19 protein-coding genes and 1 tRNA gene are annotated in these 18,622 nt (G+C 70.7%); 15 read left to right on the top strand and 5 right to left on the bottom strand.

Going from position 1 to position 18,622, the window contains the following annotated elements; all coding sequences use genetic code 11:
* Window positions 1-156: 156 nt before the first annotated feature.
* From mtrA to secA, 6 genes are all read left to right on the top strand, one after another.
* Entirely contained in the window at window positions 157-834 is a 678-nt protein-coding gene (gene mtrA / locus DEJ32_RS05800) for an MtrAB system response regulator MtrA (protein ID WP_110824488.1), read from the top strand.
* A gap of 5 nt (window positions 835-839) precedes the next feature.
* Window positions 840-2,504, top strand: coding sequence for an MtrAB system histidine kinase MtrB (mtrB, locus tag DEJ32_RS05805; protein WP_258365944.1), 1,665 nt, complete (start codon window positions 840-842; stop codon window positions 2,502-2,504).
* Window positions 2,501-4,210 carry an LpqB family beta-propeller domain-containing protein gene (locus tag DEJ32_RS05810; RefSeq protein ID WP_110900599.1) on the top strand — a complete coding sequence of 570 codons (1,710 nt, stop codon included), beginning with the start codon at window positions 2,501-2,503 and terminating at the stop codon, window positions 4,208-4,210. Before mtrB ends, DEJ32_RS05810 begins: the two co-directional genes overlap by 4 nt.
* Before the next feature lie 308 nt (window positions 4,211-4,518).
* Window positions 4,519-5,187, top strand: a complete 669-nt coding sequence (locus tag DEJ32_RS05815; protein WP_181420590.1) for a phosphoribosyltransferase family protein — start codon at window positions 4,519-4,521, stop codon at window positions 5,185-5,187.
* Window positions 5,188-5,333: 146 nt separating this feature from the next.
* On the top strand, window positions 5,334-6,056 hold the full coding sequence (hpf, locus tag DEJ32_RS05820) for a ribosome hibernation-promoting factor, HPF/YfiA family (RefSeq protein WP_258365945.1): 723 nt from the start codon (window positions 5,334-5,336) through the stop codon (window positions 6,054-6,056).
* 157 nt (window positions 6,057-6,213) lie between these two features.
* Complete coding sequence (gene secA, locus DEJ32_RS05825; RefSeq protein WP_110824484.1) at window positions 6,214-8,994, top strand: preprotein translocase subunit SecA; 2,781 nt, start codon at window positions 6,214-6,216, stop codon at window positions 8,992-8,994.
* 278 nt (window positions 8,995-9,272) lie between these two features.
* On the opposite strand, the gene DEJ32_RS05830 is transcribed toward secA, so the two are convergent.
* Complete coding sequence (locus tag DEJ32_RS05830; RefSeq protein WP_146234086.1) at window positions 9,273-9,767, bottom strand: Rv3235 family protein; 495 nt, start codon at window positions 9,765-9,767, stop codon at window positions 9,273-9,275.
* Window positions 9,768-10,115: 348 nt separating this feature from the next.
* On the opposite strand from DEJ32_RS05830, the gene DEJ32_RS05835 reads away from it, so the two are divergent.
* Both DEJ32_RS05835 and DEJ32_RS05840 read left to right on the top strand, forming a co-directional pair.
* Window positions 10,116-11,627 carry a sensor histidine kinase gene (locus DEJ32_RS05835; RefSeq protein ID WP_110889909.1) on the top strand — a complete coding sequence of 504 codons (1,512 nt, stop codon included), beginning with the start codon at window positions 10,116-10,118 and terminating at the stop codon, window positions 11,625-11,627.
* A gap of 77 nt (window positions 11,628-11,704) precedes the next feature.
* Complete coding sequence (locus tag DEJ32_RS05840; protein ID WP_110900602.1) at window positions 11,705-11,920, top strand: hypothetical protein; 216 nt, start codon at window positions 11,705-11,707, stop codon at window positions 11,918-11,920.
* A gap of 363 nt (window positions 11,921-12,283) precedes the next feature.
* Here DEJ32_RS05840 and DEJ32_RS05850 read toward each other — a convergent pair whose 3' ends face one another.
* Window positions 12,284-12,715, bottom strand: a complete 432-nt coding sequence (locus DEJ32_RS05850) for a hypothetical protein (protein WP_146234087.1) — start codon at window positions 12,713-12,715, stop codon at window positions 12,284-12,286.
* Window positions 12,716-12,861: 146 nt separating this feature from the next.
* On the opposite strand from DEJ32_RS05850, the gene DEJ32_RS05855 reads away from it, so the two are divergent.
* From DEJ32_RS05855 to DEJ32_RS16170, 5 genes are all read left to right on the top strand, one after another.
* The gene (locus DEJ32_RS05855) at window positions 12,862-13,263 is read left to right on the top strand and encodes a hypothetical protein (RefSeq protein ID WP_110900604.1); all 402 of its coding nucleotides are present in this window, start codon (window positions 12,862-12,864) and stop codon (window positions 13,261-13,263) included.
* Window positions 13,264-13,283: 20 nt separating this feature from the next.
* On the top strand, window positions 13,284-13,826 hold the full coding sequence (locus DEJ32_RS05860; protein WP_110900605.1) for a GNAT family N-acetyltransferase: 543 nt from the start codon (window positions 13,284-13,286) through the stop codon (window positions 13,824-13,826).
* A 339-nt stretch (window positions 13,827-14,165) separates the two neighbouring features.
* Complete coding sequence (locus DEJ32_RS05865) at window positions 14,166-14,993, top strand: hypothetical protein (protein WP_146234088.1); 828 nt, start codon at window positions 14,166-14,168, stop codon at window positions 14,991-14,993.
* A 227-nt stretch (window positions 14,994-15,220) separates the two neighbouring features.
* The gene (locus DEJ32_RS05870; RefSeq protein ID WP_110889903.1) at window positions 15,221-15,415 is read left to right on the top strand and encodes a hypothetical protein; all 195 of its coding nucleotides are present in this window, start codon (window positions 15,221-15,223) and stop codon (window positions 15,413-15,415) included.
* A gap of 155 nt (window positions 15,416-15,570) precedes the next feature.
* Window positions 15,571-15,870: a hypothetical protein gene (locus tag DEJ32_RS16170; protein WP_181420591.1), complete on the top strand. Its 300-nt coding sequence runs from the start codon at window positions 15,571-15,573 to the stop codon at window positions 15,868-15,870.
* 195 nt (window positions 15,871-16,065) lie between these two features.
* On the opposite strand, the gene DEJ32_RS05880 is transcribed toward DEJ32_RS16170, so the two are convergent.
* Window positions 16,066-16,314 carry a WhiB family transcriptional regulator gene (locus tag DEJ32_RS05880; RefSeq protein ID WP_022904217.1) on the bottom strand — a complete coding sequence of 83 codons (249 nt, stop codon included), beginning with the start codon at window positions 16,312-16,314 and terminating at the stop codon, window positions 16,066-16,068.
* Between the two features lie 265 nt (window positions 16,315-16,579).
* Here DEJ32_RS05880 and DEJ32_RS05885 point away from each other — a divergent pair, with 265 nt between their 5' ends.
* Window positions 16,580-16,999, top strand: coding sequence for a hypothetical protein (locus DEJ32_RS05885; protein ID WP_110900607.1), 420 nt, complete (start codon window positions 16,580-16,582; stop codon window positions 16,997-16,999).
* Between the two features lie 101 nt (window positions 17,000-17,100).
* Here the strand turns inward: DEJ32_RS05885 and bcp are convergent, their stop codons facing one another.
* Window positions 17,101-17,571, bottom strand: a complete 471-nt coding sequence (gene bcp / locus DEJ32_RS05890) for a thioredoxin-dependent thiol peroxidase (RefSeq protein ID WP_110824480.1) — start codon at window positions 17,569-17,571, stop codon at window positions 17,101-17,103.
* A 113-nt stretch (window positions 17,572-17,684) separates the two neighbouring features.
* Between bcp and DEJ32_RS05895 the strand changes: the two genes are divergently transcribed.
* A tRNA-Lys gene (locus tag DEJ32_RS05895) sits at window positions 17,685-17,760 on the top strand.
* A 169-nt stretch (window positions 17,761-17,929) separates the two neighbouring features.
* Here DEJ32_RS05895 and DEJ32_RS05900 read toward each other — a convergent pair.
* Window positions 17,930-18,580: a YigZ family protein gene (locus DEJ32_RS05900; protein ID WP_110900608.1), complete on the bottom strand. Its 651-nt coding sequence runs from the start codon at window positions 18,578-18,580 to the stop codon at window positions 17,930-17,932.
* Window positions 18,581-18,622: the final 42 nt, after the last annotated feature.

Consider the following 18,622-nt stretch of genomic DNA (forward strand, 5'->3'; position numbering starts at 1 on the left):
GTCGACCATGCGCCGTCCCCCGTCGTCCGGTCGCCGCCGGACGCGGCGACCGTGTCCATCCTGTCGGAAAACGTGCGCCGATGAGGGCTCGGCTATCGTGAGCGGAGCGTGCCCGTCCCCGGGCACCCCCGCCCTGCCCCTCGGAGTCCCGATCCCATGACACCGCGCATCCTCGTCGTCGACGACGACCATGCCCTCGCCGAGATGATCGGCATCGTCCTCCGCTCGGAGGGCTACGAGGCCGACTTCAGCGCCGACGGCAACGACGCCGTGGACGCGTTCCACGCCACGAAGCCCGACCTCGTGCTGCTCGACGTCATGCTGCCGGGCATCGACGGCATCGAGGTGTGCCGCCGGATCCGCGCCGAGAGCGGCACGCCGATCATCATGCTCACCGCGAAGGGCGACACCGCCGACGTCGTCGCGGGGCTCGAGAACGGTGCCGACGACTACGTCGTGAAGCCGTTCAACCCGAAGGAGCTCGTCGCGCGCATCCGCACCCGGCTCCGGCCGTCCGCGTCGGACGCGACCGTCCTGCACGTCGGCGACCTCGTCGTGGACGTCCCCGGACACGAGGTCCGCCGCGGAGACCGGCCCATCGCGCTCACCCCGCTCGAGTTCGACCTGCTCCGTGCCCTCGCCGAGAAGCCCAGCCAGGTGTTCACCCGCGAGATGCTCCTCGAGCAGGTCTGGGGCTACCACTACAAGGCGGACACCCGGCTCGTGAACGTGCACGTGCAGCGCCTCCGCGCGAAGATCGAGCACGACCCGGACAACCCGCGCATCGTGACCACCGTCCGCGGCGTCGGGTACCGGGCCGGCGCGCAGAGCTGACGGCCGTGCCGTCGACGTCGGTCCCGGTGCCGCTCCGCCGGGTGCGCCGGCGGGCCCGGTACTGGCTCCGCCGCGTCTGGCGCGGGATCGCCTATCTGTGGCGCCGCTCGCTCATGGTCCGGTCCGTCGCGATCACCGTGGCGACCACCGGTCTGGCCGTCGCGGTGATCGGCACCGCCGTCATGGTCAGCATCTCGAACAACGTGTACGCGCAGCGTCGCGACCAGATCGAGGCCGAGTCGGCGCGCGCCACCATCGTCGCGCAGGGGATCTTCGACGCCGCCACCGCGGCCGAGGACAACAACCAGACCGAACTCGAGTCCCTGCAGAGCGAAGCGCAGAACGCGATCCTCTCGAACACGACGAGCCCGGGCGGCACGAGCATCGCGATCGAGCGGACACCCGGCGAACCGACCCCGCAGATCCTGCAGAACGTCGCGAGCACCCGGTTCCCCGACGCCGTCATCACGGACGAACTCCGGAAGCGGGTCGCCGCGGACACCGGCGAACTCAGTCTGCAACCGGTGCGGCTCGACGGGCCGGACGGACGCGGCCCCGGTCTCGCCGTCGGGTCCACGCTGCAGATCCCGAGCGCCGGCCAGTACGAGCTGTACCTGGTCTACGACCTGTCCGACGCGCAGCAGACCCTGGACTTCGTGTCGCAGACGCTGTCCATCGGCGGTGTCGCGCTCATCGTCCTCATCGCCCTCGTCACGTCCCTCGTGGTGCGGCTCGTCGTCCTGCCGATCCGCGGTGCCGCCGAGACGAGTCGGAAGATCGCCGCGGGACGCCTCGACGAACGCATCCCGGTCCGGGGCGAGGACGACATCGCCACCCTCGCCCGGAGCTTCAACGACATGGCGGACGCGGTGAGCCGGCAGATCACCCAGCTCGCCGAACTCTCCCGCGTGCAGCAGCGCTTCGTGTCGGACGTCTCCCACGAACTGCGCACCCCGCTCACCACCATCCGCCTCGCCGGGGACCTGCTCTACGACGCCCGGCACGCCTTCGAACCCGCCGCCGCCCGCTCCGCGGAGCTGCTGCACGCCCAGGTCGACCGGTTCGAGCTGTTGCTCGCCGACCTCCTCGAGATCTCGCGGTACGACGCCCAGGCCGTCGAGCTCGAGACCGAGCCGGTCGTCCCGGCCGCGCTCACGGCCGACATCGTCGACGAGTTCCGTCCGCTCGCCGAACGGGTCGGCATCGAACTCCGCTTCGCCAGCCCCGGCGGGCACACGCCGATGCAGCTCGACGGCCGCCGGATCCGTCGGGTGCTCCGCAACCTCGTCGGCAACGCGGTCGAGCACGGTGACGGCCGCCCGGTCGACGTCGTGGTCGACAGCGACTCGCGCTCCGTCGCGATCGCGGTCCGGGACCGCGGCGTCGGGATGCCGCCCGAGGACACCGCCCGGGTGTTCGACCGGTTCTGGCGGGCCGACCCCAGCCGCAAACGCACCATCGGCGGCACGGGGCTGGGGCTCGCCATCAGCCTGGGCGACGCGCAGCTGCACGGCGGCCGCATCGACGTCTGGTCCCGACCGGGTGAGGGATCGGCGTTCGTGCTCGTCCTGCCGCGCCGTACCGACGAGGCTCCGGCGACCTCGGCCATCCCGCTGCCCGCACTCGACGAGTCGTACGACGGACCCACCGCACCGGAGGACCGACCATGACCAGGACCGCTCGACCCGGAGCCCGGCGACTCCGACGCCTGCTCGCGACGGCGCTCGCGGCCGTGACGCTCCTCGCCGTCTCGGCGTGCGCCGCGATCCCCGAGGAGGGGCCGGTCCGCGCGGGGCGGTCGATCACGGACGAGTCGCAGTCCGGCGGCGTGGACTACCGCCCCTCCGGCCCCGAGGCCGGATCCGACCAGACCGAGCTGCTCACCCAGTTCATCGACGCCGCGACCGGCGCCCAGAACGACTACGCCGTCGCCCGCGAGTTCCTCAGCGCCGGCTTCTCGCAGAAGTGGAACCCGCGCCAGGGCGTGACGATCCGGCAGGGTGACGGGCAGGTCGAGCGGGTCGGGACGCGTGAGCTCACCTACACGCTCAGCGCGAGCGCCTCGGTCGACGCGGACGGCGAGTACACCCAGGCGGTCCGCCCGACCTCGTCGACGTTGACGTTCCAGTTCACGCGGGAGGACGGTGAGTGGCGGATCGCCTACGCCCCCGACGGCATCATCCTGTCCCCGATCAACTTCGTCTCGGTGTTCCAGCCGCACGCGCTCTACTTCTACGACCCGACGTACCGGTACCTCGTGCCGGACGAGCGGTGGTTCCTCGCCCGGTCCTCGACGAGCACGCGGATCGTCAGCGCGCTCCTCGCCGGCCCCGCCGAGTGGCTCGAGGGCACCGTGGTCTCGTCCTTCCCCGAGGGCACCCAGCTCTCGCTCAACGCGGTGACGATCGAGAGCGGCAGCGCCCAGGTCGACCTGTCGAGCGAGGCGCTGCGCGCGACCACCGTCGACAAGGTCCGGATGCGGGAGCAGCTGACCGACTCGCTGTCCTCCATCGCGACCGTCTCCTCCGTCGACCTCACCGTCGAGAGCGTGCCCGTGCCCCTGCCGGACTCGAGCGGCACGAGTGCCCAGCGGAACCCCGACGTCGACGCGAGGCCCCTGGTCGTGCAGGACGGTGCCGCCGGCTTCGCGACGCCGAGCACGGGGGACGTCACCGGCCTCGGCGGCGGGATGAGCGGCCGGATCGCCGCGCTCGACCCGCGGTCGCTCGCGCTGTCCGCCTCGGGCACGCTCGCCGCGGTCGGCAACCGCGACGGCGTGTTCGTCGTGCGCAGCGGCAAGGACCCGCTCCGGGTCGACACCCGGGACGACCTCGTGCCCCCGTCGATCGACGACCAGGGGTTCGTGTGGGTGGCGGAGCGCTCCGACGCCCGGTCGATCACGGCCTACGGCACCGGCGGCGACCCGCACCAGGTCACCTCGACCCTGCCGGAGGGGGAGCTCGTGTCCTTCCAGGTCTCCCGTGACTCCACCCGTGCGCTCGCGCTCCTCGACACCGACGACGGTGCTGCCCTGTACGTGGTCGCGATCACGAGGGGTTCGGACCGCGCCCCGACGTCCCTCGGTCCGCCGGTGCGCGTCCAGGCCGCGGCTGGCGACCCGGTGAGCGCGACCTGGGTGGACGAACTCGACGTCGCGTCCGTCGGACGGACGAGCACGGGGGCGAGCGTCGTCCGGACGACGGTCGGCGGCCAGCCGGAGACGCTCGCGAAGCCCGGCGGCACGGCGACGACCATCGCCGGGGGGAGCGGTGGTGCGCTGCTGCTCCGGATGACCGACGGGTCGATGCTGCAGTCGACCGGCGGAGGGTGGGACACCACCGGCGTCGACGCCGAGGTCCTCGGCATCCAGCGCTGAGCGCCTCCCCGTCACGGCGGGGCCGGCCGGGAGGCCCGTCCACAGTCCGCCGGGCGGCGCACCCGGACGGGGCTCCGCCGGGCGAGCATCGGGTCATGTCGTCCCCACAGCTGCCGTCCGTGGTACCGCACGCTCCTGGACCTGGACCTGGACCTGGACCTGGACCTGGGCCCGTGCCCGGGCCCCCGCCTACTCCTGACGTCTGCCGTGCCTCCGCCCCGGATCCGGCCGGGTCCGGTCCGGTCGCCGGTCGTGTCCCCGGTCGTGTCCCCGGCGCGGACCGTCCATGGCGTGACGCCGTCAGCGCGGTGCTCGCCGTGCTCCTGCCCGTCGACTGCGTCGGGTGCGGTGCGCCCGACCGGGCGCTGTGCCACACCTGCCGGGGGACGCTCGCGGTCCTCCCCGGACGGACCCGGCTCGTCGCGGGGGTCCGACTCGACGCGGCGTACGAGTACGAGGGACTCGTGCGGACGCTCGTGCTCGAGTGGAAGCTGCGCGGCCGGGTGGACGTCGTCGCACCCCTGACGGACCGGACGGCCGACCTGGTGCGGTCGGCGCTCGCCGCGGCGCCGGGCGCGGTCGTCCTGCGGGTGCCCCCGTCGGCGCGCGGGCACCGCCGTCGTGGGTTCGACCCGGTGGTGACGGTGCTCCGCCGCGCGGGCGTGCGGCGAGCCCCCGCCCTCCGACGGGTCGCCGTCCCGGCGGCGCTGCCGGGTGTGGACCGGGCGGCGGGGACCGTTCGCGGGGGTGCCGACCCGCACGGGGGCGGTGGCGGGCAGAAGGAGCGCACCGGCATCGAGCGCGTCGCCGCCACGGTCGGCACCCTCAGCGCCCCCGCGCTCGTCGCCGGGCGGGACGTCGTCGTGGTGGACGACGTCGTGACGACCGGGGTGACCATGGCCGAGGCGGTCCGAGCAGTGCGGGCCGCGGGCGGACGTGTGGTCCGGTGCGTCGCGGTCGCGAGCGTCGAGGTGTGAACGCCGAGTGTCCCCTGGGCATCCGGTGGGTGTCCCCGCCCGACCGCCCGACGCGAGCACCCGCTCGGGCGGCAGGGTCTAGCCTCGCGGCAAGGCGTTGGTGTTCGCCGGACGGAGGCGAACCGCCGAAAGTGGATGGAGCCGCCATGGACGTGACGATCACGGGCCGGAACGTCGGAGTGACCGACCGATTCCGGACCTACGTGGAGCAGAAGTCCGAGAAGATCGACGCCCTCGCCGACCGGGCCCTCGCGTTCGAGGTGCGGTTGAGTCGGCACCACGAGAAGAGCAGCGGGGCGCAGGGCGAGGACCGCGTCGAGCTGACCATCATCGGACCCGGACCGCTCGTCCGGGCCGAGTCCGCCGCGTCGGACAAGTACGCGGCATTCGACCTGGCCTTCGCGCGCATCGCCGAGCGCCTGCGCCGGGCTCGGGACCGCAAGAAGGTGCACCGCGGGCGCCACCGCCCGACGTCCGTCGCCGAGGCCGCCGGTGCCGGCTTCGAGGGCATGGGGGTCGAGCCCGCGGACGGCAAGCTCATCGAGGAGGTCGCCACGGGCGCCGTCCCCGTGGTCGACGTCGACCAGGCAGCGGACCACGAGGACGACGACCAGGCGTACTCGCCCGTCGTCATCCGTCAGAAGGTGTTCGAGGCCGCCCCGATGACGGTCGACGACGCGCTGTACCACATGGAGCTCGTCGGACACGACTTCTACCTGTTCGTCGACTCCGAGACCCACCGACCGAGCGTGGTCTACCGCCGCAAGGGCTGGGACTACGGCGTCATCGGCATCGACGAGAACCCGGGCGCCGACGCCCGGGGGAGCGAGCACGTCCTGGTCGAGGAGACGACCTCCGCGAACGCCTAGCAGCGCTCGGGAGTGCGCACGGTCCGTTCGGACCGTGCGCACTCGTGCTGTCCGGCATGCACTCGTCCTGCTCCCAGCGCCGGGCTGCGGCGGGTTGCTAGCATGACTGGCTGATCGGGCGCGCGGACCGCGCACGACGACTTCGTAAGGAGCTCACGTGGCAAACGTGCTGGAGAAGGTCCTCCGCATCGGTGAAGGGCGGACCCTCCGTCGGCTGAAGGCGTACGCCTCGGCGATCAACGACCTCGAGGACGACTTCGCGAGTCTGACGGACGAGGAACTCCTCGAGGAGACGACCGAGCTCCGCGAGCGGTACGCCAACGGCGAGACCCTCGACGACCTCCTGCCCGAGGCGTTCGCCGCCGTGCGCGAGGCTTCCAAGCGGACCCTGGGCATGCGGCACTTCGACGTGCAGCTGATGGGCGGCGCGGCGCTCCACCTCGGCAACATCGCCGAGATGAAGACCGGTGAGGGCAAGACCCTCGTCGCGACGACCGCGGCGTACCTGAACGCCATCCCGTCGCGCGGCGTGCACGTCATCACGGTCAACGACTTCCTCGCGTCGTACCAGTCGGAGCTCATGGGCCGCGTCTTCCGCGCCCTCGGCATGACCACGGGCTGCATCGTCGCGGGCCAGTCGCCGGCCGAGCGCCGCGAGCAGTACGCCGCCGACATCACCTACGGCACGAACAACGAGTTCGGCTTCGACTACCTGCGCGACAACATGGCGTGGCAGGCGTCGGACATGGTCCAGCGCGGCCACTTCTTCGCCATCGTGGACGAGGTCGACTCGATCCTCATCGACGAGGCCCGGACGCCGCTCATCATCTCCGGCCCGTCGTCGGGCGAGGCGAACCGCTGGTTCACCGAGTTCGCCTCCATCGCCACGCGGCTCACCCCGGGCGAGGACTACGAGGTCGACGAGAAGAAGCGCACCGTCGGCGTGCTCGAGCCCGGCATCGAGAAGGTCGAGGACTACCTCGGCATCGACAACCTGTACGAGTCGGCGAACACCCCGCTGATCTCCTTCCTGAACAACTCCATCAAGGCCGTCGCCCTGTTCAAGCGCGACAAGGACTACGTCGTGATGAACGGCGAAGTCCTCATCGTCGACGAGCACACCGGCCGCATCCTGATGGGCCGCCGCTACAACGAGGGCATCCACCAGGCGATCGAGGCCAAGGAGGGCGTCGAGGTCAAGGCCGAGAACCAGACGCTCGCCACGATCACCCTGCAGAACTACTTCCGCCTGTACCAGAAGCTCTCCGGCATGACCGGTACCGCCGAGACCGAGGCGGCGGAGTTCATGTCCACGTACAAGCTCGGCGTGGTCCCGATCCCGACGAACCGCCCGATGCAGCGCATCGACCAGACCGACCTCGTGTACAAGAACGAGCAGGCCAAGTTCGAGCAGGTCGCGAACGACATCGAGGAGCGTCACCAGAAGGGCCAGCCGGTCCTGGTCGGTACCACGAGCGTCGAGAAGTCCGAGTACCTGTCGAAGCTCCTCGCCAAGAAGGGCGTGAAGCACGAGGTCCTCAACGCGAAGAACCACGCGCGTGAAGCCGCGATCGTCGCCCAGGCCGGTCGCGCCGGCGCCGTCACGGTCGCGACGAACATGGCCGGTCGTGGAACCGACATCATGCTCGGTGGCAACGCCGAGTTCCTCGCGGTGCAGGAGATGCACGCGAAGGGCCTGTCGCCGACGGAGACGCCGGAGGAGTACGAAGCCGAGTGGGACAAGGTCTTCTCGGCGATGAAGGCCACCGTCGAGGAGGAGAGCGAGAAGGTCCGGGAAGCCGGCGGTCTCTACGTCCTCGGGACCGAGCGGCACGAGTCCCGCCGGATCGACAACCAGCTGCGTGGTCGTTCCGGTCGTCAGGGCGACCCCGGCGAGAGCCGCTTCTACCTGTCGCTGACCGACGACCTCATGCGGCTGTTCAACTCCGGTGCCGCCGAGAGCCTCATGGGCCGCGGCAACGTGCCGGACGACCTGGCGATCGAGAACAAGCTCGTCGGGCGGGCGATCCGCTCCGCACAGGCGCAGGTCGAGGGACGCAACGCCGAGATCCGCAAGAACGTCCTGAAGTACGACGACGTCCTGAACCGCCAGCGCGAGGCCATCTACAGCGACCGCCGCCACATCCTCGAGGGCGACGACCTGCACGAGCGCGCGCAGTCGTTCCTGAAGAGCGTCGTGGACGACGTCATCGACACCCACACCGGCGAGGGTTCCCCGGACGACTGGGACCTCGACGCCATGTGGACCGAGCTCGGCACGTTGTTCCCGATCTCGATCACCATCGACGAGGTCATCACCGAGGCCGGTTCGAAGGGCAAGGCCACGCGGGACTTCCTCGCGCGGGAGATCCTGTCCGACGCCCAGCTCGCCTACCAGAAGCGCGAGGAGACCCTCGGCGAAGAGGCGATGCGCGAGCTCGAGCGTCGCGTCGTCCTCTCGGTGATCGACCGCCGCTGGCGGGACCACCTGTACGAGATGGACTACCTCAAGGACGGCATCGGCCTCCGCGCGATGGCGCAGCGTGACCCGCTCGTCGAGTACCAGCGCGAGGGCTACGCGCTGTTCCAGACGATGATGGGCCAGATCCGCGAGGAGTCGGTCGGGTTCCTCTTCAACCTCGAGGTGCAGGTCCAGTCGGACGGCGACAGCGCCGTCATCGAGGCGAAGGGGCTCGGCGAGGAGGGTGAGAACGCCGGACTCGAGTACTCGGCGCCGTCCATCGACGGCGAGGTCGAGGTCCGCGACGAGGCCGGCCGCCTTGAGCAGGCAGCGACAGCGCGGGCCCAGCGCGAGCAGGCCGAGCAGGAAGCGGCGGCCCCCGAGCGGGGTTCGGCCTTCGGCTCCGCCGCGACCGCCACCGGGCAGGCTGACGCGAACAACCGCGCCGAGCGCCGGGCGGCCGCCAAGAAGGGCTGACGGCCCGTACGACACGACGGGAGGCCCGGTACCAGCTGGTACCGGGCCTCCCGTCCGTCTTCCCGGGGCCGGCGCCAGCGCCTGCACCGGCACCGGCAGGGCGGCCGACACCGGGACCGGCGCCGGGCGTGGGACCGGCACCGGGAGCGGGCTCGGGACCGCCGTCGGAGACCTGCACCGGCGTCGGGGACCTTCCCCGGCGTCGGGGACCGGCAGCGGCGTCTGGCCCGGCAGGAAGATCGACGTCGACCCTGCTCGACGCGCCCGGCTCCGCGCACTCAGAGCACCCCGATCGCGGTCGCCCGCCAGCGACCGTTGCGGACCTCGAGCCGGATGGCGACCGCCCGGGCGCGACTCCGGGTGTGGACGACCACGGCCGCCTCGGCGACGCCGTCCCGGGGTCCGTCGAGCACGACGCCGCCGACCCGGATGACCGCACGCTGCCGTGCGTGGCGGGACACCGACCGGGCACGCGCCGCGACCGCCGCCCGGTGCTGCAGGTGTCGGTGCACCTCGTCGGTGATCCACCGCGAGATGGTGTCGACCTCCCGGGCGCCGGTGAGGATCTCGGCGACGCACAGGGCGAGGGACCGCGCGGTCTCGCCGGCGTCCGGGAGGTCCGTGCCCGCGCCGCCGCCACCCGCACCGACAGCCGCATGCGACTCGTTCGCGCCCGGCGCCGCCCCGGTCCCGGACGGTTCCAGGACCGCCGCGGTTCCGGACGGATCCAGGGCCGCTCCGGTCCCGGACGCACCGAGGACCGCTCCGGTCACGGACGGACTCCGAACCGCCCCGGTCCCGTCCGTGCCGACGTCCGCGTCGGTCCCGTCCGTGCCGACGTCCACCCCGGGGCCGACCGTCCGAATGACGCTCGAGGAGGAGGGCACGGCGTCGGTGCCGCCCGTCCCGTCGTCCTCGGCGCGATGGCGGTCCCTCCGGTCCTCCTCGGTCTGGTCGTACCTCCCGACCGGCTCCTCGTCGATCCGTTGCGCCGTGTCCGTCACCCCGGCCCCCTTTCTCCAGGGCTGAGCGTATGGGCCGTGCAACATCACATTTCGCAGAGCGGTGTTGCCTGTGGAGAGTGCGCCGTCTCCACACAGCGGCGGACCTAGACTTGGCTGGTGTCGACCCTCAGTGACCTCGTCCTCGCACAAGGCCGTTCCTCCGAAGCCGACGTGGAATGGCTGCACCTGCTCGTCGGCGACTGGCAGCTGCTGGCCGACCTGTCCTTCGCCGACATGGTCCTCTGGGTACCGACCGCCGACGGGTCGTCGTTCGTGGCCGTCGCCCACGCCCGGCCGTCCTCGGCGGCGACGCTGTTCTACCGCGACATCGTCGGGCAGGAGATCCGCGAGGAGTGGCGCGACCAGGTCACCCAGAGCTTCACCGGGAGCCGCGTCGTCGACTCGGCCGAGCCCGACTGGTACGAGGACACCCCGACCCGCGTCCGCGCCATCCCGGTGCTCCGCCGCCTGACCGCGAAGAGCGCCGAGACCACCGAGCGGCCGATCGCCGTCGTGACCCGCCACTCCAACCAGGACGAGTCGCGCACGCCGAGCCGTCAGGAGCTCAACTTCACCGCGAGCGCGAACGACCTGTTCGGCATGATCGCCACCGGCGACTTCCCGGACCTCGGCGCACCCGCTGGCCCCCGCCGTGGTGCGCCCCGTGCCAGTGACGGTCTCCTCCGCCTCGACACCGACGGCGTGGTCACGTTCGCGAGCCCGAACGGTCTCAGCGCGTTCAACCGGATGGGCTTCGAGGGCGAACTCGAGCGCAAGTCCCTGGCCGAGGTCACGACGGAGCTGCTCGGTGCGCAGCTCGACGTCGACGAGTCCCTGCCGCTCGTGGTCACCGGCCGCGCTCCGTGGCGGGCCGACATCGAGGCGAAGGGCGTCACCGTGACCCTCCGGTCGATCCCGCTCCGCGACCACGGTGACCGCATCGGCGCCGTCGTCCTCTGCCGCGACGTCACCGAGATGCGGCACCAGGAGCGCGAGCTCATCACCAAGGACGCGACGATCCGTGAGATCCACCACCGCGTCAAGAACAACCTGCAGACGGTGGCGTCCCTCCTGCGGATCCAGGCCCGGCGCACGCACTCGGACGAGGCGCGGACCTCCCTGCAGAACGCGATGCGGCGCGTGGCCGCCATCGCCGTCGTGCACGACACCCTGTCGACGGGGCTCAGCCAGACCGTCGACTTCGACGAGGTGTTCGACTCGGTCCTCAAGCTCGTGACCGAGGTCGCGGCGTCGCACAACACGACCGTGCACCCGAAGAAGACGGGGGAGTTCGGTGTGCTGCCGTCCGAGGCCGCGACCCCGCTCGCGCTCGGTCTCACCGAACTCGTCACCAACGCCGTGGAGCACGGGCTCGACGGGCGCGACGGCGAGGTCGAGATCGTGGCGAACCGGCACGACGACCACATCGAGATCCAGGTCCGCGACAACGGCGTCGGCCTGCCGGAGGGCAAGGTCGGGTCGGGGCTCGGGACGCAGATCGTCCGCACCCTCATCCAGGGCGAACTCGGCGGCACGATCGACTGGCACACCCTCACGGGCAGCGGCACCGAGGTGACCATCTCGATCCCGTTCCGCTGGCTCACGGCGGCACCGGCAGCGACCGCCTGAGCGCTCGCGGTCGCCCGCGACGGCCTGGAGGCCCGCACCCGGTCGGCCGTGCGTCATCCTCTCCGTACTCTTGCACCATGACCGCCGACCCGATGCGCGACCTCCTCGAGGAGGCGACCACCACCGTCGCAACCGGCGGCGACGTGGGGCGAACGGTCGGCCTCGCCAGCCTCCTGTCCCTCGTCACTGGGAGCGTCGCCACGGTGACGGCCGCGACCATCGCCCTCGTCGTCTTCCTCTTCGTCTTGTCGCCGTTCGCCTTCCTTCTCGGCTTCGGACTACTGCTCGGCTGAAAGCGATACGGCACCGGCGTGAGTCCGGCAGCAAGATCGGCTACGGAGACGCCGTCGTCTGGCGCCGGTAGTGGAGAGGCGATCGGCCGACTTCGCGTTCGAAGGCACTGCTGAATGCGCTTTCCGAGCCGGAGCCGAGGTCGGTGGCGAGAGCCATCACGCGGACGTCAGGGTCGCGGAGTGCGCGCTGAGCGCGGACCATCGCCAGTGCGTCAGGTAGGACGATGGCGTGCTGCCAGAGACCCTGCGGAACCGCTCCGCGAATCGGTGTGCGACATCTCGGCGGGGCTTTTCAAGCTCTCCGGCGACGCATCCGCTACGCGCCTACGTGGGCCCGAACACGGTGAAGGTCAGCGCTCCATCTCACGACGTGGACATCACCAAGTAAACTGGCCCGCCGCCTCCGGCGGTCGCACCGGACATCGTCACGGACACGGGCTCGTCGCCCACCTGAGTGAACCAGGGCTCCCCGTTCTCGCCGAATCCGGCGGCTTCCATCCGCTTGCCGACCCGCGCCTTCCAGTCTGGCGTCGCCGCTGCGTCGAACGCGTAGTTGATGGATGGACCCGGCCCCGCGCCCAGGGGCCGGACCGCGACACCGGTCTCGGTGCGTCTCGCATCCGGAATGACGCTCCGAAGATCGATGCGCTGATCAACGACGCGCATCGCGGTGAAGGCCGCGTCTGTCTTCTCACGCTGATTCGTGTCGAACCAGACACGCACCCCTACAGCGGCTCCGACGATCGTCAGCAGCGCGATCGATGCAACCAGCACGATGCGCGTTCGCCGCCTCATCCCCACAAGTGGAACCTAGCCGAACCCGACCCATCTCCCCCGAGTCTCGGGGATCGGGGTCGCCCGACCTCTCGTCGCGGAGGGCGGGTCCTGGTTTGCGCGGCGACCGCTGATCGGGTCAGGGGGCTGCCCTGTAGGACTGTCACATGATCGATCTTGCCGAGACCCGTGAAGTCACGCTCGAGAGCCCCAAGTCCTCAGAGCGCGCAGTGCAAGTCATCGCCGGTTGGCTAGCCGAGAAGAGCGGCAGCCCCGTTGAAGCGACGACGGAGGGCGCTGTCGATCTGGGCTCGCGGTTCACGTACCGAATGTGGGGCGCCACGCGACGAGGATTACGCAAGCTGCCGATGCGGCTGACTTGGCATGTTGCCGACAGTGCGACGGGTAGCAGCATCTCGATTCAGATGCGCAGCGACGAGGGCAAGTACCTCGTCCGTACCCATCAGCATCATCTGGTCTACCAACGCACGTTCGACGTGTGGAGTGACGAGTTGAACGCGCTGCTGACAGAGCTGCGCTGCGGCGACCGTTCGACGATCGGCTGCTGAAACGGCTCTAGGATCACCGAATGCAACTCGAGCGGCCGTCCGAACGGCTCTTCAGATCGTTCCAGCAGTCCATGCTCGAGTGGGATGGCGCGCACCAGGACGGTGCCGGCATCCGTGACGCAGCCCTGTTGGCGACCGAAGGCGGATTCGCTCAATGGGTGATGCAACTGCGCACCGAGGAAGGCGTCCCCGCGGGCGACGGGTTCGTCACGTGCAGCTACTACTGGATGGTCCAGGACGACGAGTACCTGGGAAGCATCGCGCTCCGTCACGAGCTCAACGACTTCCTTCGCTCTTACGGCGGCCACATCGGCTACAGCGTTCGCCCGAGTGCCCGACGCCGAGGACGTGCCACTCGCGCACTCCAGGGCGTCCTCCGTGTCGCTCATCATCGTGGTCTGGCAGAAGTGCTGGTCACCTGTGACGCGCAGAACCTCGGGTCCCGCCGCGTGATCGAGGGCAACGGGGGTCGATCCGAAAGCGAGGTCACCGACGCCGCCGGGCGAGTGTTCCAACGTTTCTGGATCTCGACGGGCGCAGAGCCTACCGAGCTTGAGCACTGACGGATCGGCTACCGGGACGAGTGGTGGCTTCGCGAGGACAGAGGCGACGTAGCCCGGTCCCATGGATGACCAGCGGCCCCGCAGCATGGCCGAGCTGTTCGCAGAGAGCGAGGAAACGAACCCGGCATCTCGCGATGCAAACCGCGCTGCGAGTCAGCTCCGCCGCCCCGCTGACGGATCGCCCATCGGGCGGTCACGCTCCGCTGAGAAGCGCCCAGACGGTGCCTGGCCGGACTTGGTTGTGTCCGGCCAGGGGCCGTCCTACGCGACCTACGCGACCTACGCGACCTACGCCGAATGGTCGATGCGTCGGGTCGTCTGTGCCCGTACGGTCGGAAGGTGCTCCAGCGAACCGCCGCCGTCACCGCAGCCCTCGTGATCACGCTCGTCTCGGTCACGGGGTGCACAGTCGGGCCGGGAGGCACAGCCTCCTCCGCCACGACGGCGGCGGCGGTCCCGCAGCTGGACCCGCAGGTCGCGTCCACGCTCGACGACGCGCTCCGCACCGTGCGGGCGAGCCCCGGCGTCGCGAGCGCGACGAACCGGATCGAGCTGCACCAGCGCTACACCGCCGCCGACGGAACAGACGTCACGCCCCCTGGCCTCGAGGCATGGGACAACCGCGATGCCGGCCCGGCCGCACCGCCGCCGATGGGCGGTGTCTCCCCGGACGATCTCACGCTCCCGCCGGTACCCACGCCCTCGGCTCGTCCCACACCCCCAGTCGGTGCGACCGAGACGCACTCGTTCTCGAGCGCCTTCGTGGTCACGATGGACCCGGACGCAACCCCGTCGGAAGCGTCCGCGGTTCCGGTCGCGATGGCGGAGCGGATTGCCTGGACCGGTGTCACCCTCACGCTGCAGGTGCCGGAGGGGCCGGGACACGTTCTCTCCACCGTCACCTACTCGGGCACGTTCGACCAGCGGATCCCTGACGAAACCGCCCTCGGTGTCGCGTCCGGATCGGCCACGCTCGCGGCCACTCCAGGCGTGACCGGAGTCGAGGCGAGCATTCCGCAGACGATGCGCATCGACTACGGCTCGCTGACGATCGGGGTCTCCCCGGCGGACGACGCCACGCTCGCGCGGGTACACGGTGTTGTTGACGGAACCGTGTTCGCCGGGACGACGCTGCACGGGTCGTTCGGGAACGGGGCGAAGCCCTAGTCGGAGGCATGACTGCACGCTCAACCAGCGGCCGCACATTCACCTGCACCTGTCGCCGTCGAATCCGGCTTCCGTGTGGTCTGAGGTCCGAGTAGTACACCGTCCCGTCAGCCGATTCCCCACCGGAACGATCAAGAGCGACCGAGCCAGCGTTCGGTGGTCCAACGGCCATCGGGACGGAACTCTGGGATTGCATGCCCCTTGTCGCCCGCCGATAGCTTGACCCTGTGAACAACCCGCAACAGCAGGGAGCCGCCGACCTCGTGGGCCTGCTCATCGGTGCCCCACTCGCCATCATCGGTGTGTTCGTGCTTGTCAGCGCCGGGAGCACACCGGTAGCCATCCTCGGCGGCACTCTGCTGCTTTCGGGAGTGATGCTGGTGTCCACCGCGCTGCTCATCCGAGGGCTACGCCGACGGTGAGGCGGCTCACTCGCCGATCGTCCATCGGACGGGGTCAGTGCTCAGCGGCCGGAGGCAAGAAGACCTCCCAGAGAACTTCGCCGTCGATGAGAGCGGTCGTGGGTGCAAGCCCGGTCCGGCGCGCGACGCGTTCGGAAGCTGTGTGGTCGGGATGAATGGAAGCCCTGATGTGCCGCACGTCGACCGAGCGCAACCAAGTCACGACGGTGGATGGACTGGCGGCCGTACCGTGCGCCCAGTTCGTCCAGGGTCGGTGGCTCGCCGCCGGTGAAGAGGTAGAGCTCTGGTGGAGCCAGGGTGGTGACCATCTCGCTTGCGTGTTCGACGGCAAGCGGTTCCAGGGCGAGACGATCCGAATCCAGGGGATCAGCCTGTGGCCACGACATGACCCGAGCCTTGCAGATCGCTCGGTCGACCGTCGTCTACCGGGACGCTGCTCACGTCAGGGCAAGTGATCTGGCAGCGGTGCCGGACATCGGCGTTGTGGCGGGTGCTTCGCAGCGCGGGTCGGGACAGACTGGTCGGTCGCCGACAGCGAGGTGCGGGCCTCCAGGCGTCTCGCGGTGCCCCTGCGGCACAGTGCCACGGGCCGGACGCAGGAGAGCCCGCCACCCCTCGGGATGGCGGGCTCTCCTGTCAGGTGCGCGCGGTCAGGAGGCGCGGCGGGCGCGGGCTGCGCGGCGCTTGAGCGCGCGACGCTCGTCCTCGCTGAGGCCGCCCCAGACACCGGAGTCCTGGTTGTTCTCGAGGGCGTACTGCAGGCACATCTCGGTCACGGTGCACCGAGCGCAGACCGACTTGGCCTTCTCGATCTGGTCGACGGCCGGGCCGGTGTTCCCGACGGGAAAGAAGAGCTCGGGGTCTGCGGTGAGGCAGGCAGCCTGGTCACGCCAGTCCATGTGTGGTGCTCCTTGCGGTAGATGCTCGAACGGCAGGCCGCGGCCGTGACTCGGGGGATCGGGACTCTGCACATGCTCATGTGACGTACGGGAGGCTTCCTGTGGGGGAGGAGCCCGCGCGGGGAGAGTTCGACGCCCGCGGAACGCTCGGGGGAGGAGCGTCGAACCACGGGAGACGTACACCACATCGTGCCGTCCAAACGACCTCGGACATCGTTCCATACTGGTATGGCCAAATCAAGGGTTTCACTGCTGGAGGATCGCTGTGCCTGACACCACCACGGACGACGAACTCGTCCCCCGGAGGCGGCCCGCTGCACTCCTCGTGCTCGTCGCCGTCGTCGGGCTCGAGTTCCTCGCGATGGCCGCCGTGACGGTCTTCCTGCTCGTCGAACTCCTCACGTCCCCGGCAGCGGGCATCGCGTCCGGGATCGCCCTGCTCGTCCTCGCGGTGCTCGCGACCGTGTGGCTCGGCGCGATGGTGGCCGGACTCCGTCGCGGCCGCGCCTGGGTGCGCAGCGGCGTGGTCGTCTGGCAGGTCCTGCAGGGCGCCCTTGCGATCGGGGCGTTCCAGGGCGAGTCGCGGGTGGCGTCCGTCGGGTGGGCGCTGCTCATCCCGGCGCTGCTCGGCATCACGCTCGTGCTGAGCCGGCCGGTGACCGCGGCACTCGTGCGCCGGGACTGAGCGGCGCCGGGACTGAGCGGCGACCGGCCCGAGCGACGCCGGGAGCGTGCGGCGACGGGCCCGAGCAGCACCGGGCCCGAGCAGCGCCGGGAGGCGAGCCGTCAGACCAGGCCGAGCTTCTTCCGCAGGCTCGCCACGTGGCCGGTGGCCTTGACGTTGTAGAGCGGCAGCTGGACACGGCCTTCCTCGTCGACGACGATCGTCGACCGGATGGTGCCGGTGACGATCTTGCCGTAGTTGTTCTTCTCACCCCATGCCCCGTACGCGCGGTGTACGGCGAGGTCGGGATCGCTCAGCAGCGGGAAGCTCAGGGCCTGCTCGGAGTGGAAGCGCTGCAGGGCGGGCAGCTCGTCCTTCGAGACGCCGAGGACCTCGTAGCCGGCGGCCTGGAGCGACGACATGTTGTCGCGGAAGTCGCAGGCCTCGGTGGTGCAGCCCGGGGTGGACGCCGCGGGGTAGAAGTACACGATCACCTTCCGTCCGCGGAGGTCCGCGAGCGCGTGCTCGGTGCCGTCCTGGTCGGGGAGGGTGAAGTCGGGGGCGGTGTCGCCGGCGGCGAGACGGTCGCTCAAGTGGGGCTCCTGTTCGTCCGGTGCCGCGAGTGGTCAACGGCACGCAGAAGTCATGCTATTGTTGATTCCCGTCGCGGGGCGCACGCCGAAGCGGCAGGACAACGCAACACCACGCACCTCTAGCTCAATTGGCAGAGCAACTGACTCTTAATCAGTGGGTTCTCGGTTCAAGTCCGAGGGGGTGCACCAACCGAAGACCCCGACCGATCCGGTCGGGGTCTTCGTCGTCGTACCGGCGTTCCACGCCCCGTGCCTCGCGAGACCGTCGTGCCCGACACGCCCGACCCGGTTCCGGGCGCCATCCTGATCGGACGGTTCCGGTTCCGGTGCCGGTCCCGGTCCCGGTGCCGGCGCTGCGTCACCCGTCGGACAGCTCCACCACCCGCTCCTCGCCGACCACCGCGTCGAGCCCGCCCGACGACACCGCCGCCAACTCCGCCCGGAGTGCTGCGATCCCGTCGCTCGGCACCCACACCTCGAACGTCGCCTCGGCGCCGTAGACCGTCGCGCCGGAGGTGGCGTCGTGCCGCTGCACCCACGCGCGCAGGGCGTTGTCCACCCGTCCCGCGTCGGCGTGCGGGACCGCCACGGTCACCTGCGTCCGGGCGGCGCGGCGGACGACCTCCGCCCGGTCGAGGGTCTCGGACACCGAGGTCGAGTAGGCCCGGACCAGCCCACCGGCACCGAGCTTCACGCCGCCGAACCACCGGCTGACGACCACGACGACGTCGGTGAGGTCCCGCCGACGGAGGACCTCGAGCATCGGGACGCCCGCGGTGCCCGACGGTTCACCGTCGTCGGAGGACCGGGCCTGGTCCCCGCGGACGCCGGTGACCATCGCGGTGCAGTGGTGCCGGGCGTCCCACGAGCGACGGCGGACGTCCGCGATGACGGCCTCCGCCGCCGCCGGGTCCGCGGCGGGGTGCGCGAGGGTGACGAACCGGGAGCGCGACACGACGATCTCGTGCTCGACCGGGCCGGCGATGGAAGCGGGGTACCGGCGGGACACCCGTCCGAGGGTAGTGGCGCAGTAGGGTGGTCGGGCACGGGA

It is taken from the genome of Curtobacterium sp. MCPF17_046 (assembly GCF_003224295.1).
Taxonomy (GTDB): Bacteria; Actinomycetota; Actinomycetes; order Actinomycetales; family Microbacteriaceae; genus Curtobacterium.

Bases quoted from the DNA above. Each gene is read 5' to 3' on its own strand.
- mtrA (WP_110824488.1), top strand. From the start codon at position 157: ATGACACCGCGCATCCTCGTCGTCGACGACGACCATGCCCTCGCCGAG.
- DEJ32_RS05810 (WP_110900599.1), top strand. From the start codon at position 2,501: ATGACCAGGACCGCTCGACCCGGAGCCCGGCGACTCCGACGCCTGCTC.
- hpf (WP_258365945.1), top strand. From the start codon at position 5,334: ATGGACGTGACGATCACGGGCCGGAACGTCGGAGTGACCGACCGATTC.
- DEJ32_RS05840 (WP_110900602.1), top strand. From the start codon at position 11,705: ATGACCGCCGACCCGATGCGCGACCTCCTCGAGGAGGCGACCACCACC.
- DEJ32_RS05850 (WP_146234087.1), bottom strand. From the start codon at position 12,715: ATGAGGCGGCGAACGCGCATCGTGCTGGTTGCATCGATCGCGCTGCTG.
- DEJ32_RS05855 (WP_110900604.1), top strand. From the start codon at position 12,862: ATGATCGATCTTGCCGAGACCCGTGAAGTCACGCTCGAGAGCCCCAAG.
- DEJ32_RS05860 (WP_110900605.1), top strand. From the start codon at position 13,284: ATGCAACTCGAGCGGCCGTCCGAACGGCTCTTCAGATCGTTCCAGCAG.
- DEJ32_RS16170 (WP_181420591.1), top strand. From the start codon at position 15,571: ATGGAAGCCCTGATGTGCCGCACGTCGACCGAGCGCAACCAAGTCACG.
- DEJ32_RS05880 (WP_022904217.1), bottom strand. From the start codon at position 16,314: ATGGACTGGCGTGACCAGGCTGCCTGCCTCACCGCAGACCCCGAGCTC.